At 53.7% G+C, this 14,325-nt stretch carries 15 protein-coding genes; 5 read left to right on the plus strand and 10 right to left on the minus strand.

Going from position 1 to position 14,325, the window contains the following annotated elements; all coding sequences use genetic code 11:
* Positions 1 to 157: 157 nt before the first annotated feature.
* Together ACQ66Q_RS05580 and ACQ66Q_RS05585 are read left to right on the plus strand one after the other, a co-directional pair.
* Positions 158 to 1,363, plus strand: a complete 1,206-nt coding sequence (locus ACQ66Q_RS05580) for an aminotransferase class V-fold PLP-dependent enzyme (RefSeq protein ID WP_430455881.1) — start codon at positions 158 to 160, stop codon at positions 1,361 to 1,363.
* Positions 1,363 to 1,776 carry a SufE family protein gene (locus tag ACQ66Q_RS05585; RefSeq protein ID WP_430455882.1) on the plus strand — a complete coding sequence of 138 codons (414 nt, stop codon included), beginning with the start codon at positions 1,363 to 1,365 and terminating at the stop codon, positions 1,774 to 1,776. Before ACQ66Q_RS05580 ends, ACQ66Q_RS05585 begins: the two co-directional genes overlap by 1 nt.
* On the opposite strand, the gene tcdA is transcribed toward ACQ66Q_RS05585, so the two are convergent.
* The 7 genes from tcdA to ACQ66Q_RS05620 are packed head-to-tail and all read right to left on the minus strand — an operon-like array spanning position 1,771 to position 9,430.
* Complete coding sequence (gene tcdA, locus ACQ66Q_RS05590; RefSeq protein WP_377246675.1) at positions 1,771 to 2,601, minus strand: tRNA cyclic N6-threonylcarbamoyladenosine(37) synthase TcdA; 831 nt, start codon at positions 2,599 to 2,601, stop codon at positions 1,771 to 1,773. The two genes, ACQ66Q_RS05585 and tcdA, sit on opposite strands and share 6 nt — an antisense overlap.
* 2 nt (positions 2,602 to 2,603) lie before the next feature.
* The gene (locus ACQ66Q_RS05595; protein ID WP_430455883.1) at positions 2,604 to 3,383 is read right to left on the minus strand and encodes a TIGR01621 family pseudouridine synthase; all 780 of its coding nucleotides are present in this window, start codon (positions 3,381 to 3,383) and stop codon (positions 2,604 to 2,606) included.
* Positions 3,380 to 4,135: a 3-deoxy-manno-octulosonate cytidylyltransferase gene (gene kdsB, locus ACQ66Q_RS05600; protein WP_430455884.1), complete on the minus strand. Its 756-nt coding sequence runs from the start codon at positions 4,133 to 4,135 to the stop codon at positions 3,380 to 3,382. The genes ACQ66Q_RS05595 and kdsB overlap by 4 nt, the downstream gene beginning before the upstream one ends.
* Positions 4,123 to 4,320 (minus strand): Trm112 family protein, encoded by a 198-nt coding sequence (locus tag ACQ66Q_RS05605; protein ID WP_377246684.1) that lies wholly within the window; start codon positions 4,318 to 4,320, stop codon positions 4,123 to 4,125. The genes kdsB and ACQ66Q_RS05605 overlap by 13 nt, the downstream gene beginning before the upstream one ends.
* Positions 4,321 to 4,353: 33 nt before the next feature.
* Entirely contained in the window at positions 4,354 to 5,334 is a 981-nt protein-coding gene (gene lpxK, locus ACQ66Q_RS05610) for a tetraacyldisaccharide 4'-kinase (protein WP_430455885.1), read from the minus strand.
* A complete protein-coding gene (msbA, locus tag ACQ66Q_RS05615; protein ID WP_430455886.1) occupies positions 5,331 to 7,082 on the minus strand; it encodes a lipid A export permease/ATP-binding protein MsbA in 1,752 nt (583 codons plus the stop codon). Before msbA ends, lpxK begins: the two co-directional genes overlap by 4 nt.
* A gap of 35 nt (positions 7,083 to 7,117) precedes the next feature.
* Positions 7,118 to 9,430, minus strand: coding sequence for a DNA internalization-related competence protein ComEC/Rec2 (locus ACQ66Q_RS05620; protein WP_430455887.1), 2,313 nt, complete (start codon positions 9,428 to 9,430; stop codon positions 7,118 to 7,120).
* A gap of 25 nt (positions 9,431 to 9,455) precedes the next feature.
* Between ACQ66Q_RS05620 and ACQ66Q_RS05625 the strand changes: the two genes are divergently transcribed.
* Positions 9,456 to 9,980 carry a DUF2062 domain-containing protein gene (locus ACQ66Q_RS05625; protein WP_430455888.1) on the plus strand — a complete coding sequence of 175 codons (525 nt, stop codon included), beginning with the start codon at positions 9,456 to 9,458 and terminating at the stop codon, positions 9,978 to 9,980.
* The gene (locus tag ACQ66Q_RS05630) at positions 9,980 to 10,513 is read left to right on the plus strand and encodes a DUF2062 domain-containing protein (protein WP_430455889.1); all 534 of its coding nucleotides are present in this window, start codon (positions 9,980 to 9,982) and stop codon (positions 10,511 to 10,513) included. Before ACQ66Q_RS05625 ends, ACQ66Q_RS05630 begins: the two co-directional genes overlap by 1 nt.
* Positions 10,514 to 10,523: 10 nt before the next feature.
* Here ACQ66Q_RS05630 and ACQ66Q_RS05635 read toward each other — a convergent pair whose 3' ends face one another.
* The 3 genes from ACQ66Q_RS05635 to ACQ66Q_RS05645 are packed head-to-tail and all read right to left on the minus strand — an operon-like array spanning position 10,524 to position 13,641.
* On the minus strand, positions 10,524 to 11,762 hold the full coding sequence (locus tag ACQ66Q_RS05635) for a lipoprotein-releasing ABC transporter permease subunit (RefSeq protein ID WP_430455890.1): 1,239 nt from the start codon (positions 11,760 to 11,762) through the stop codon (positions 10,524 to 10,526).
* Positions 11,755 to 12,432 carry a lipoprotein-releasing ABC transporter ATP-binding protein LolD gene (gene lolD / locus ACQ66Q_RS05640; RefSeq protein WP_430455891.1) on the minus strand — a complete coding sequence of 226 codons (678 nt, stop codon included), beginning with the start codon at positions 12,430 to 12,432 and terminating at the stop codon, positions 11,755 to 11,757. Before lolD ends, ACQ66Q_RS05635 begins: the two co-directional genes overlap by 8 nt.
* A gap of 18 nt (positions 12,433 to 12,450) precedes the next feature.
* Positions 12,451 to 13,641 carry a lipoprotein-releasing ABC transporter permease subunit gene (locus ACQ66Q_RS05645; protein ID WP_430455892.1) on the minus strand — a complete coding sequence of 397 codons (1,191 nt, stop codon included), beginning with the start codon at positions 13,639 to 13,641 and terminating at the stop codon, positions 12,451 to 12,453.
* Between the two features lie 85 nt (positions 13,642 to 13,726).
* On the opposite strand from ACQ66Q_RS05645, the gene ACQ66Q_RS05650 reads away from it, so the two are divergent.
* Positions 13,727 to 14,323, plus strand: a complete 597-nt coding sequence (locus ACQ66Q_RS05650; RefSeq protein ID WP_430455893.1) for a PilZ domain-containing protein — start codon at positions 13,727 to 13,729, stop codon at positions 14,321 to 14,323.
* Positions 14,324 to 14,325 lie beyond the last annotated feature (2 nt).

The raw sequence follows: 14,325 nt of genomic DNA on the forward strand, positions 1-14,325 counted from the left end.
TACTCAGCGGAAAAAAGCGCCTGATGGCGCTTTTTTTATTTGCACGAACCGCATCCGGGCTCACTTTGGTTGATAGCCCGGTCAAAACACGGCAAAATCGCGCGCTGCTAGTCAGGTACTGGTGCTGTTGCGAGTCTCAATCTAAAGGGTGCTTCGGATGTTAACTGCTGCTGATTTTCGCGGACAATTCCCGTTTTTTACCGCGCATCCGGACTGGGTCTATCTGGATAATGCCGCCACCGCGCACAAACCACAGACAGTGATCGAACGTGAACTGGCGTTCTATCAGCATCAGAATAGCAATGTACACCGCGCGGCACATGGCTTGGCCCACCAAGCCACTCATGCGTTTGAACAAGCGCGCGCTACTGTGCACCAATTTCTCAATCCAGCCGCAGACAGCCAGCTGATTTGGACCGCCGGGACTACTGCAGGCTTCAACCAACTGGCATTTGGCCTGATGGGGACTCTGCTGCAACCCGGTGACCGTATTTTACTGACAGCGCTTGAACATCACGCCAATATAGTTCCCTGGCAATTCCATTGTGAGCGCTATGGTATCCAGATTGACGTGGTGCCACTGGATAGCGACAACCGGCTGGATATTATGGCTTTTCACCAGTTGCTTGAACGCAAACCCAAAGTAGTCAGTCTGAGCCATGTCAGCAATGGCCTGGGCCATATCCAGCCAATCCGGCAACTGGTCTCAGCAGCGAAAGCGGCCGGTGCACTGACGATTATCGATGGCGCGCAGGGCATTAGCGCCGGTCCGCTTGATTTGGCGGCGATTGATTGTGATTTCTACCTGTTTTCCGGCCATAAACTGTATGGTCCGACCGGTATTGGCGCTTTATATGGCAAAACCGCTGCGCTGGAACTGCTACGTCCGTTGCTGTACGGCGGCGAGATGATTAAACAGGTTAGTTTCACCGGTACTGTACTGAACGATTTACCCTACCGGTTAGAAGCAGGCACACCGAATATTGCCGGCGCTTTGGGGCTGGCCGCGGCCGTCGAATTTCTGCAACGCTTTGATCCGGAAGTATTGCAGCAGCACAAACAACAGCTGCTGCAGCGCTTATATCAGGGTTGTGCCCAGATCCCCGGCCTGCAACTACTATCGGGCCTCGAAGACAATGCCGGCATCGTCAGTCTGGTACAACCGGGCGAACATCCATCCGATCTGGCCACTTTGCTCGATCAGCAAAAAATCGCCGTGCGCGCCGGAACCCATTGCGCGATGCCGCTTTATGCCGCGTTACAGCAACCCGGCGCAGTGCGCCTGTCTTTGGCGCCGTACAACAATATTGCTGAGGTTGATGCCGCAATCGCCGCACTGGCGCAAGCTGTGGAGTTATTTTAATGCAGCAGCAAATTGATTTTATCTCCGCTCAACAGGCTATTTTTGCCGAAGTCGCTCAACAGCGCGACTGGCAGCAAAAATACCGGCTATTAATGCAACTGGGTAAAGCCCTGCCGCCGCTGCCGGATGCGCTTAAACGCGACGAATTACTGGTAACAGGCTGTGAATCGGCCGCCTGGCTCTGTCATCAGCAGCAGGACGGCCAGCATTATTGGGGCTTTGACAGTGACGCGCGCATTATCAAAGGCGTGATCACTGCCCTGCTGAGTCAGCTAAACGGCCTAAATGCAGGTGAACTCAAAGCAATTGATATCCATGCGCTTTATCAGCAGCTCGGGCTGGCGCAAGGCTTGTCGCCGTCACGAAGTAACGGCGTAGCGGCGGTGTTGTTGCGGATCCAACAAGCGTTATAAATCGGCCGGCGTTTGACTAGCAGTCGCTTGCGCTTTGCTGTCAGCCTCGGCTTTATCAGCGAGTTTTTTTAGCACCCGGCCGGCGGCAACAAAAGCAAAAGTCCCGGTGACGACCGTCACGGCACCAAAACCACCACTGCAATCCAGCCGCATCGCGCCATCAGAGGCTTGTTTAGCCTGGCAGACAGTGCCGTCCGGCTTGGGATAACGTAGCTGCTCGGTGGAGTAAACCGCATCAATGCCAAACCGGCGCTTCGGTGTACGGCTGTAGTTGTAATCACGGCGCAAGTTATTGCGCACCTTAGCCAGCAGCGGGTCGTTGATGGTTTGACTTAAGTCGGTCAGTTGCACTTGCGTCGGATCGAGTTGTCCACCGGCACCGCCAATGGTGACCAGTGGAATTTTATTGCGTTTACAATGCGCGATCAGGCTGGTTTTGGCTTTGATTGAATCAATACAATCCACCACATAGCTAAATTCAGGCTTCATCAGCGTAAACAGATTGTCGGCGGCGACAAAATCTTCGACCTGATGCACCTGACAATCCGGATTGATATCGCGAATACGTGCCGCCATCACTGCAACTTTGTCCTGCCCGACCGTGCTTTTCAGCGCATGAATTTGCCGATTGGTATTACTGATACAGACATCGTCCAAATCAATCAGCGTCAGTGTACCAATGCCGGAACGCGCCAACGCTTCTGCGACCCAGCTACCAACCCCGCCAATGCCGACGACACAAACATGCGCGTTGCCAAAAGCTTCTAAGGCTGCGGCACCATATAACCGGCCAATGCCGGCAAATCTTAATTGATAATCAGACATATTCAGCAATCGTTATCTTGTTCGATGCCGCTTAACGACGGCAGCATTTTTAGGAGCGGAAATGCCAGCGTCCAGGGCTGGGCCCAGGCCGTGGTAAGTTTTTGCTGCACGGCGCTACTGGTGAACCAGCCACCTTGCGTCGGTGGACAGACAAACTGATATTGCTCGCCCTGCCAGTCAAACGCCAATGCATAAGCATGCAAATAAACCCGATCTGCCGGCGCGCCCTGATACAGCGCATCGCCAGCGATCGCCGCACCTTGTGATTTGAGTGCCACGCGCAGCTGATGGGTTTTACCGCTATAAGGTTTTAATAAAAACAGCCGGGCGCCTTCAAGCAATTCAGTCGCGGGCCCGTCAAAACCAGCAGACAGAAAATAGGTTAGCGCCGGATTATGCAGCGTGCTCGTCAGTTTATAAGCACCACGTCGCGCCGGTTGCATGTCGCCTTTGACCCAGCCCTGTTTTTGCTTAGGTTTACAAAGCGACAACGCCAGATAAAATTTGCTGATTAAACGCGCGCTAAACATCTCGGTAAAACCCGCGGCGGCCTGCGGTGAGGTTGCCAATAACAACAAACCTGAGGTCACTTTATCCAAGCGGTGTACCGCATAGAGTTTTTGCCCGAGCGCAGCTTCAACCGCAACAACAAGGCCGGGTCCATCTTCAGAATGAAAACTGACCCCAGCGGCTTTATCCACTAAGACAAAATCTGCATGGCGAAACAGCAAGCGAAAAGACGCCTGCTCATCAATAACACCTGCCGGCATCAGATCGGTCATGCGCCCGCCGCAAGTGCAACGGCGCGGGCTTTTTCTAAATCCGCCGGCGTATCAACACCCAGTGCCGGTACTTCCAGTGCGGTATCGACATGAATGGCTTCACCTTGCCATAACACGCGCAGCTGTTCTAAGCATTCAATTTGTTCCAGTTCGGATACCGGCCAGCTGACGTAATCGCGGATAAAACCAGCGCGATAAGCATAAATACCAATATGACGGCGATAGATCCGGCTAAATTCGGCAGTAAAAGCGCCATCGCGGTCAAATGGCACTGTCGCGCGGCTGAAATACAGCGCATAACCGGCCTGATCACAGACTACTTTAACGACATTGGGATTACTGACATCGTCCTGATGCGTCAGCGGTACTGCTAATGTCGCCATCCTGGCTTTGCTCTGCCCGGCCAGATTCAACGCGACCTGCGCGATAATGGCCGGCGGAATAAACGGCTCGTCGCCCTGCACATTGACCACGACCTGCTCCGCGGTGAGTCCGAGGCGCTCAACCACTTCGGCCAGCCGTTCAGTACCGGAATTGTGTGCCGCAGATGTCATCACTACTTCAGCCCCAAAAGCCTGCGCGGCCGCTTCCACCCGCACGTCATCGGTCGCAACCACGACACGACTGGCGCCGCTTAACACCGCCTGCTGCCATACGCGCTGGATCATACTCTTGCCGCCGATATCCGCCAGCGGTTTACCGGGCAATCGACTACTGGCGTAGCGCGCCGGGATCACCACTACGAACGCCATTGTTCTGCCTCGTCTGCGCTGAGTTCAGTCGATTCTGTCGCCAGTAACACCGGAATATCCTGTTTGACCGGGTATGACAGCCGGTCAAAAGTACAGATCAAGCGCTGCTGCTCTTTATCCAGCTTTAAGCGGCCTTTACACAATGGACAGGCGATGATGTCCAGTAACGCAATATTAAATGCCATCAGAACTCCCTGCGACAGCCAACGGCTGCCGGATTATTTCAGCGCCTTCACACGCTCGATGATGAATGTTTCTACTTCGCTCGGCAGTACCGCCTGCACCGGTAAACTGTACCAACCCGATTTGGCAAATGACCGGCACTTCACCGCATCTTTTTCCGTCATCAGCAGCGGTGTCGGGATCTCTGCCAAATCACCTTCGGTAAATGGATGGTGATCAGCAAACCAGTGTGTACCGGCAATGCGGTATCCCAACTGCTGTACGGTATGCAAAAACCGCTGTGGATTACCGATGCCGCTGACCAACTGCACCGCGATATCCGGCGCTAGCTGCGGGCTATTGGTGAGCAGAGGCTGTGGCGTCGAGGCCTGCAGCACAAAGCTACCATGGCAGTATTGCGTCAGCGAACTCTCTTTCAACTCGCCATTACTGAGCACAACATCGGCCTTTACCAAACGCCAGCACCCTTCACGCAACGGCCCGGCCGGCAACAACAAACCATTGCCAAGGCCACGGCTGGCGTCAATCAGCACAATTTCTAAATCACGTTTCAGCGCATAGTGCTGCAAACCATCATCACAAATAATGATGTCACAATCGGTATTCGCCAGCAGAAACTGGCCGCCCTGAACCCGATCGGGAAAAATCACCACCGGGCAACCGGAGCGCTGCGCCAACAACACTGGTTCGTCACCACTTTCCGACGGTGAATCATCAGGTTTCACCAGTCGCGGCGCAGTTAACTTCACACCATAGCCACGGCTGATAATGCCAGGACGCCAGCCGTTGGCTTGCAACATCTGACATAACCGCAGCGTCACCGGCGTTTTACCGGTACCACCGACACTGATATTGCCAACCACAATGACCGGCACCGGCAAACGATGACTGGCTTTTAAACCGCAACGAAATGCCAGCCGCCGTATCCCAGTCAGGCCAGCAAACAGCGCGCTGAGTGGCAATAACAGCCAGCTCCAGCCAAATTTCTGATACCAGCTACGCTCCAGTGCGTTCACGCCGGATCGCCAAACTGCATTTTATACAAACTGGCGTAATAGCCGTTTTGCGCCAGCAGGCTTTGGTGCGTGCCACGTTCAACAATGCGGCCCTGATCCATCACCAGAATTAAATCGGCGTTTTCGATCGTTGATAAGCGATGCGCGATCACAATATTGGTCCGGTTTTTCAGCAGCTCATCCAACGCGCCCTGAATTTTGCGCTCCGATTCGGTATCCAGTGCGGACGTCGCTTCATCCAGCACCAACAGCGGCGACTGACGCAGTAATGCGCGGGCGATGGCGATGCGCTGGCGCTGGCCGCCGGATAAGGTCACGCCGTTTTCACCAATTTCGGTATCGAGGCCAAGCGGTAACTGGCTGGCGAACTCCAGCACATGGGCTTTTTCCGCCACCAACTCAAGTTGGGCGCGGCTTAATTCACCTTCAAAACCATAAGCGATGTTGTTGGCAATAGTGTCATTGAACAACACCACTTGCTGCGACACTACCGCAATTTGCTTGCGAAGACTGGCCAAAGTGCAGTCGCGAATATTGTGGCCATCGATAAATATTTCGCCGTCTTCCACTTCATAAAACCGCGGTAACAGACTGGAAATAGTGGTTTTGCCACTGCCGGAGCGGCCAACCAGCGCGACCGTCTGGCCTGCCTTTACGCTGAAATTGATATCCTGCAGCACCTGCTTGTCATGGCCCGGATAACGGAAATTCAGGCCCTTGACTTCAATATTGCCCTGCACACGGTTCAGTTCAGTGCTGCCGGTATCTTGTTCCGGCTGTTCATCCAGCACTTTAAACACTGCCGCAGCCGCTGCCATGCCTTTTTGGAAATCACTGTTCACTGTCGTCAGCTGTTTCAGTGGTTTTAACAGCAACATCATCGAGGTCAAAATGGCGGTGAATTTACCCGGTGTCAGCGTTTCCAGCATTTCCGGGAAGCTGGCCAGATAAATCACAAATGCCAGTGCACAAGAGGCAATCGTCTGGATCAGCGACACGCTAATAGCGCGGGTCGATTCGAGCTTGACGTCTAAATGCCGGTTGCGGTTATTGATGTCGCTAAAACGCTGATCTTCAATCGCCTGACCGCCAAAGGATAAAATCACTTTGTGACCATTCAGCATTTGCTCTGAACTGGAGGTAACATCACCCATCGCACCTTGCATCCGGTTACTGATCAGGCGAAAACGTTTGGATACCAGTGACACAATCACCGCAATCAATGGGGCGATCAGCAGGAAAATCGCCGATAACTGCCAGCTTTTGCTAAACATCACGATCAGCAGGCCAAGCACAAAAGCACCTTCGTGGATCAGCACCACTAACGCTTTACTGGAGGCTTGTTTGATTTGTTCGGCGTCATAAGTAATTTTAGAAATCAGTTCGCCGGTGGAGTGTTTGTCGTGAAAACTGACCGGTAAACGCATCATCTGGCGAAACAGCTGCTGGCGTAAGTCTTTAACAATATGCGTCCCGGCCCAGCTCAGGCAGTAACTGGAGATAAAGTTAAACACACCGCGTATTGCAAACAGCAGTACCACGACAATAGGTGCCCAGAAGAAGTAGTTTTGATCTTTTTCGGTGATGCCGCGGTCGATAAAGGTTTCAAACTCGTTAATAAAATACACGTCGATCGCCGCGTAGCCGATCATGCCAAATATGGCCAGGATAAAACCGCCACGATACGGTTTGGAGTAGCGCATCAGTCGCCGAAAGGTCGACACTGAGCCCTGTTGCTGAACTGTCAAAATTGCTTTCCTGTCAAAGACAAAACCCGTCTATTCTACTCGTTTGCGACAACAGTTTCAGCATCAGTGACGGAATTTTCCAGCCAGCGCGCGAAACGCCGCGGCCGAAACAGTTGATAACGCACTGTGGTGTCACTCAAATCGAGCCGGATATAGCCGCTGTCGGCGGTATTCAATAACGGAATTTGCAATAGACCTAAGCGTGCACGAGTTTCTGGTGCCGGGTGACCAAACTGATTCTGATAACCACTGCTGACCAACGCCAGCTTCGGTTGTAATGCCTGCAAAAACCTCAGACTACTGGCTGTTTTACTGCCGTGATGGCCGAGCACCAGTACATCGACTGGGCCGGTGCTGGCTGCGAGTGCGTCCTCACGCGCGCCGATATCGCCAGGCAGTAATACGCGGTGATGACCCGTGTCCAGCAACAGCGCACAAGAATCTTCATTGGCCGGCTCCGGCCGGTAACTGCCGGCGCGGATCGCCTGCAAGCGCACGCCACGCCATTGCTTTGGCAGGTCAGTGCAATGAAAACGCGGCGCCAGCCGGCGAATATCACTGACCAGCTGCGCCGTTGGATAACGCGCCCGCAAGGTTGGCCAGTCACCGCTATGGTCACTGTCATCATGGCTTATCAGTACATAATCGAGCTGGCGGATGCCCTGATAACGCAAAAACGGCAACAGCACCTGCCGGGTGGCGCTGACCGGGCCATACGCCGGCCCCAAATCAATCACCAGTGCCGCATCACCTTGTTGCAGCACCGCAGCACTGCCCTGACCCACATCCAGCAGATGCAACAACAGCGTGGTTTCGGATCCATTCTGCGAAGCCTGGGACAATTGCACCGGCACCATTATCGGCAAGACAATTGGCAAGAAAACTGGCAGGAAGAGCGCCGCTGCCGCCAGTTGCCAACGCCCGCGGCAACACCACAACAATAACAGTGCCGGCAAGAGCAGCAATGAACATTGCCACGGCAGCGCAGGTACGCTCCACCAACCATCCGCCTGACCGGCCCGGTCTAACAGCCACAACAGAGGCCAATACAGCGCATCGAGCAGCTGCCAGCACCAGGGCGCCACACCTAAGCCAAGACACATGATGCCAAATAACAGCAACAACAGCGGAATGCCAAGCAAGGTCATCAGTGGCAGTACCAGCAGATTGACCCAGAGCGCAAAAGGCGCGATGCCCTGAAACAGCAGTAACCCTACTGGTAGCAACAACAGGCTGAAGCCACACTGGAACAACACAAAACGCCACAACAGTGCACGAGCGCCGGGTTGTTGCGGGTGCTGCCACTCCAGCAATGCCAGTACGGCAAGTGCCGTCGCTGACAGCCAGAAGCTGAAACTGAGCAGTAAAAACGGCCACAGCAATAACAAGCAGGCACTGACCAGCCAGCTAAATTGCCAGATTGACGCGCGGTGCCACAACAAGCGCAGCAACACCACCACCGACAATGTCAGCACCGCCCGCAGCGTCGGCACGGCAAACCCAGCCAAGGCGGCATAAAACCAGGCCGCAGCGAGTGCCAGGCTCCATAAGCACAGACTGCGCCACGGCTCCCGCAAGCCGAGCTGTGCCAGCAGCGGTTTGAACATTAAACATAAAGCAAATAACAACGCGATGTGCATGCCCGAAATCGACAATAAATGCGCCAGCCCCGCGTGTTGCACGCCTTGCCACAATTCCGCCGAAAACGGCCGCTCGCCAATCGTCAATGCCAGCCACAACGGGTAAGCGGCATACTGCTGACAACAGCCGGCAAACTGTTCGGCCAGTTGCTGGCGAACCGACGGAGTGTCTTGCAGCAACTGAGCGCCGGTTGCGGACGATACCGTCGCCACCGCCAAAATCCCATCGACCAGCGCATTGGCCTCTCGCCATGGACTGCCAGGATTGGCGAGTCCCCGCACCGGTTTGATCCGCACCGGTAAACGCCACTGCTGACCGGCTTTGATCACCGGTAACACCTGACCGGCCTCAGCGTACCAACGTAGTTCCAGCCTGCCGCCAGCGCCAATTTGCTGCTTTTCTGCGCAATCGTCACTCAACTGCAAGATAAAACGGCTACTTTCGACAAATTGGCGTGGCAGACTGACCACTTGTCCGCAAACTTCTGTGCTATGCTCGGCCACAATCTGCTGTACCGATTGCATTTGCCAGGCAAATTGCAGGGACAAACTCAGCAGGTAAGCGAGCGCACCGCAATACAATGCCGTGTGCCGCCAGCACAAAAGTGCTGCACAGAATAAAATGGCCAGCGGGATCACCGGCGGTAATTGCTCCAGCCACAACGCCAACATTGCCGCGGCCAGCACACCAAAGCTAAAACGTTCCATGTTTCAATTTGGTTAATGAGTTGTAATGGCTAAGAACTTTATTAAAAAATACCTGCCAGATCCAGATCTGATCAGAAATCATAAATCGATGCAGATCTTCGGTAAATTTCTGCATGATGGCAACTTATGGCATCTGCACCGCCGCTCAGCGCGTGGGGCTTTTGCTGCCGGCTTATTCGCAGCCTTGATGCCAATGCCAGGCCAGACGGTACTTGCCGCTGCGCTCGCTATTATTTTCCGCTGTAATATCCCGATTGCGGTCGCTTTGTGCTGGCTGACTAACCCTTTTACCATGGCACCAATTTTTTACATTTGCTACAACATTGGCACCTGGGTATTAGGCATGCCCCCGTTGAATGTCGAATTTCATGCCACTTTTGAATGGCTGATAGCCAGCATCGATTCGGTTGGCAAACCCTTTTTGGTCGGCAGTATTATTTTTGCTGCATTTGTTTCAACAGCCGCCTGGTTTTTAATTGATTGGTGCTGGATCATTGCGGTGCGCCGGAATTGGCGTAAACGTGCTGAACGTCACAAAAAAGCTGACTGATGCCAACCTCCCCCCGGCGTTTCTGGCAACTGCCGGACGCACAAAGCCTGCAACAACAAGCCTGGTTACAAAAATTTGGGCCAGGGCTGCATGCCGCTGCATTATGGCGACTGCGCCGGCGCTCGCTGCAACGCGCTTGTATGATTGGCTTATTTTGCGCCTGGTTGCCATTGCCGATTCAAATGCTGCTGGCTGGCGCTTTGGCTGTCCGGTTTCAAGCGCATTTGCCGCTGACGCTGGGTCTGGTCTGGCTGAATAATCCGCTGACGTTACCGCTGTTAGTTGTAGCGGGTTATCAGGCTGGTGTGGTGTTACTTCAGCAAAGCGCGCAACCTTTTGTATTTGAAGCCAGCTGGCAATGGTTTGCCAGTTCGCTGCAGCAGGTAGGATTGCCGTTGTTGCTGGGTTCGGTGGTACTGGGGATGGTCAGCGCGCTGCTGAGCTGGCCATTGTCGGCGTGGATTTGGCGCTACCGCTTAAAACGCCGTCGCGCCGCACAGCAGCTTGAACGGCGCGCACGCCACAACATCTGATAAGGTCGGATTAGTACTGCCCCAGTACCTGGGCGGGTTCTACTTTGGCGGCACGTCGCGCCGGGTAAATGGTTGCCAGCAAGCTCAGCAGCAATGCGACCGTCACTGTTAACACCACATCCGGCCACTGAATCTGCGACGGCAGCGTATCGATAAAATAAATAGTCGGATCTAACAGACTACGGCCCAACAGGCCGGAAACCAGACCAAACAAGTTCTCGATTTGCCAGGCCAGCAACAGCCCCACCGCCGCGCCCCACAGCGTGCCTTTGATGCCGTTTAACCAGCCAAGCCAGACAAAAGCCTTCACCAATACGCCGGGCGCCGTACCCATCGTCAGCATAATCGCGATATCAGCTTCTTTTTCCCGCACCGCCATCACCAGCGTCGCGACAATGTTAAAACAGGCCACGCTAATCACCAGCGCCAGTACCAGATACAAAATACTGCGCACCATCTGGATATCCTGATACAAGTGGCCCTGGGTGCGGAACCAATCCAGCATATAGACATAGTCGGTCGCCTGATTACCCAGCTCCCGCGCCACATTACCAGCCTGAAAAATATCCTGAATTTTAAAAGCAAATCCCTGCACGGTCGCGGGTGGCATTTTCAGCCAGTCATTTAAAGCATCCAGTTGCACCCAGATCTGCTGATAGTCGAGCTGACCGCCGATACCGACCACGGCAATGACCTCCAGCATGACGTTTTTCTGCCCGGCCAAATCACCTTGTTCGGTCAGCTCCGGCAACATCAGCTGGACTTGATCACCAACTTTGACGCCAAGCTCCTGCGCCACGCCCTGGCCCAAAATGACTTGCTGCGCAGTAGGTTCGGTTAATGCACCACTTTGAACAAACTGGTCAAGTTGGCTAATGCCACTTTCATAAGCCAAGTCGATGCCGCGCACCGCAATGGCTTTGACTTTGCCCTGCGCCCGCAATAAACCGTCGGTACGAATGTAAGGCGCGGCGGCGACCACACCAGGCTGCATGCTCAGTTGTTGTAACTTCGCCGGCCAGTTAGCAATAGGTTTGTCGACCGCCTGCAATTCTACATGCGGGATCACGTTTAACAGTTTTTGTTCGAGCGCCTGCTCAAAGCCATTCATCACGGACAATGCCAGGATCAAAATGGCCACACCTAAACCGATGCCCCAAGTGGAGGATGCCGCTATAAAGCGGATAAAAGCGCTGCTGGACCGGGTGTGGCGGTAACGCTGCGCCAGCTGCCACGACAGGCTAGCCATGCAGCTCTCCTAACTTGCCATCGCGCATATACAGTTGACGGTCGAGCTTGGCAGCGAGATCCGGATCATGCGTCACGACGATAAAGCTGGTACCCAAATCGCGGTTTAATTCACGCATCAGCTGATAAATGCTCTCGGCGGTTTGATGGTCCAGGTTACCGGTCGGTTCATCGGCTAGGATCAGCGAAGGTTCACCCACCACAGCGCGGGCAATGGCTACGCGCTGGCGTTCACCACCACTGAGTTCAGAGGGTCTGTGCGTCAGACGATGCCCAAGCCCAACCCGCTCTAACATAGTCCGGGCTTTTTTCAGCGCATCGGCTTGCGACACACCGCGGATCAACAACGGCATCGCGACGTTTTCTTCAGCAGTAAAATCCATCAGCAAATGATGAAACTGATAGATAAACCCCAGCTGCTGATTGCGCAGCTGCGATTTTTGCGTCGGGTTTAAGGCAGAAATTTTTTGACCGGCGAGGATGAGTTCGCCACTGTCGGCCTGGTCCAGCGTGCCGAGTATATGCAATAAGGTACTTTTGCCCGAACCGGAACTGCCGACGATCGCCACCATCTGGCCGGCCGGCACCTGCAAATTGATATGATGCAGCACCGGCGTGACATGTGCGCCATCGCGGTAGCTTTTACAGATATTTTCACAGCGTAACATCATGATTTTGCCTGTTTTCTATTATTCGTCGCGCAGCACTGCTGCCGGCTCTACCTGGACCGCGCGCCAGGCTGGATAAATCACCGCCAAAGCGGTCAGTAATACGGCAGACAACATAATCAGCAGCACATCTGTCCATTGCAATATGACGGGTAATGCCATGCCCGGCACCAAATGTAAACCGAGCAGCGCCAGCAAATCATTTAAGCTCAATGTCAGCACCACACCCGCCACAGCGCCGGTGACGGCGCCAGTGATGCCATGACTCATACCCTGTGCGGCAAACACATAAAACAGCTGGCGATTGGTCATGCCCTGAGTTTTTAAAATGGCGACTTCACGTTGTTTTTCCGTCACCATCATCACCAGTGCCGAGACAATATTAAACGCAGCCACCGCCACAATCAGCAATAACATCAGCCACATCATGGCTTTTTCCATCGCTACCGCTGAAAACAGTTTGCCATGGCTTTGCCGCCAGTCGGTGACCTGACTGACGCCATCGAGCTGGCTGATGTCACTTTGTAGCTGTGGTGCTAAAAAGGCATCGTCTAAGCCGATACGCCAGGCGGTGTCTTTGTTGCCGGTGAGTTTCTGTAAGTCTTGCAAGCGCAGTAACACCACAACTTTATCTACTTCGGAGCCGGTATCAAAAATGCCAGCTACGGTAAAATTGCGCTGCCTTGGCATCCAGCCGAGTGGTGTGTAGCTGCCGCCCGTGGGCAGAATAAGCCGGATTTGCTGGCCCAGTTGCACCCGCAGTTTGTCTGCAAGCGCACTGCCCAGCACCACCTGATAGCGGCTGGCAGCAAAATCCTGCCAATCGCCCTGCTGCAGCGATTGCTGCAAAAATTGTGGCAAAGCACTGACATCCACCCCTTGCAGCATGGCGCCAGTTAAGTCTTTACTGGATTGAACCAGCGCTTCGCTTTGCAAAAACGGACTGATTTGCGCGATAGCCGGAAACTGTTGTTGCAACCGTTCAGGCAATGTCGCGTCACTACTGTGGACAATCAAATGCGGGATCACACCCAGAATGCGCTTTTTCAGTTCACCTTCAAAACCATTCATCACCGAACTGACCACAGTCAATGCCAGTACACCGAGAAAAATCCCGGCCACTGAAAACAAGGTAATAAAAGACAGGAAGGCATTACCTTTACGGCTCTGGCTGTAACGTAACCCTATGAATATCGAAACCGGAACTTGCATCCTTTTCTCAGGACTTCAGCCATGCAAAGTGATAAAGTAGCGGAATCATAGAGATAAACGGGGGCGCTTACAAGCGCGGTGCAGCATGGAACCATCACAACTGAACCTGTTGAAAGACCAGTACAACGATTATTTCATCATCGAACACGACATCCGCATCAACGTAAAACCCTTCAGCGACGACGAACCAGACGAACACGGCTTTGAACGATTGATCCCGGAGCCTTTTTTAATGGCCGGTGAACAGGTGATGCTGGAACAGTCGGCGTTAAAGTCGCTGAACCGGCTTGGTGATTTGGCGGAAGAGCTCGCTGTTTATTTGCGCATTCAGGCGCGCAAAATTGACAGCATGATGCGTTATATCCTGCTTATGCAGGACGATCCGCAACATCGCTGTTTTAGCCACAGTTATGGCGGCTCGGCGCTGTGTTTTGACCATGAAACGGCTTTTGCCTTAGGTCAGCTGCTGGAAGTCAAAATGTTCCTCGAACATAACGATGGCGCAGTATTCACCCTGGTCCGAGTCATTGGCGTAGAACCAGTCGGTGACAAATTCCGCATCCGCTCTACTTATACCAGATTACGTGATCAGGACCGCGAACTGATCGTTCGAGCCAGTCTGCACCAGCAATCACGCCAGTTAAAACGTAAAGCTGAACAGCGCATGAGCCAAGGATCGTAATA

It is taken from the genome of Rheinheimera sp., assembly GCF_965283995.1.
In the GTDB taxonomy this organism is placed as follows: domain Bacteria; phylum Pseudomonadota; class Gammaproteobacteria; order Enterobacterales; family Alteromonadaceae; genus Pararheinheimera.

Bases quoted from the DNA above. Each gene is read 5' to 3' on its own strand.
- tcdA (WP_377246675.1), bottom strand. From the start codon at position 2,601: ATGTCTGATTATCAATTAAGATTTGCCGGCATTGGCCGGTTATATGGT.
- ACQ66Q_RS05605 (WP_377246684.1), bottom strand. From the start codon at position 4,320: ATGGCATTTAATATTGCGTTACTGGACATCATCGCCTGTCCATTGTGT.
- ACQ66Q_RS05595 (WP_430455883.1), bottom strand. From the start codon at position 3,383: ATGACCGATCTGATGCCGGCAGGTGTTATTGATGAGCAGGCGTCTTTT.
- lolD (WP_430455891.1), bottom strand. From the start codon at position 12,432: ATGATGTTACGCTGTGAAAATATCTGTAAAAGCTACCGCGATGGCGCA.
- kdsB (WP_430455884.1), bottom strand. From the start codon at position 4,135: ATGGCGTTCGTAGTGGTGATCCCGGCGCGCTACGCCAGTAGTCGATTG.
- ACQ66Q_RS05630 (WP_430455889.1), top strand. From the start codon at position 9,980: ATGCCAACCTCCCCCCGGCGTTTCTGGCAACTGCCGGACGCACAAAGC.
- ACQ66Q_RS05635 (WP_430455890.1), bottom strand. From the start codon at position 11,762: ATGGCTAGCCTGTCGTGGCAGCTGGCGCAGCGTTACCGCCACACCCGG.
- ACQ66Q_RS05625 (WP_430455888.1), top strand. From the start codon at position 9,456: ATGGCTAAGAACTTTATTAAAAAATACCTGCCAGATCCAGATCTGATC.
- ACQ66Q_RS05585 (WP_430455882.1), top strand. From the start codon at position 1,363: ATGCAGCAGCAAATTGATTTTATCTCCGCTCAACAGGCTATTTTTGCC.
- ACQ66Q_RS05650 (WP_430455893.1), top strand. From the start codon at position 13,727: ATGGAACCATCACAACTGAACCTGTTGAAAGACCAGTACAACGATTAT.
- ACQ66Q_RS05620 (WP_430455887.1), bottom strand. From the start codon at position 9,430: ATGGAACGTTTTAGCTTTGGTGTGCTGGCCGCGGCAATGTTGGCGTTG.
- ACQ66Q_RS05580 (WP_430455881.1), top strand. From the start codon at position 158: ATGTTAACTGCTGCTGATTTTCGCGGACAATTCCCGTTTTTTACCGCG.
- ACQ66Q_RS05645 (WP_430455892.1), bottom strand. From the start codon at position 13,641: ATGCAAGTTCCGGTTTCGATATTCATAGGGTTACGTTACAGCCAGAGC.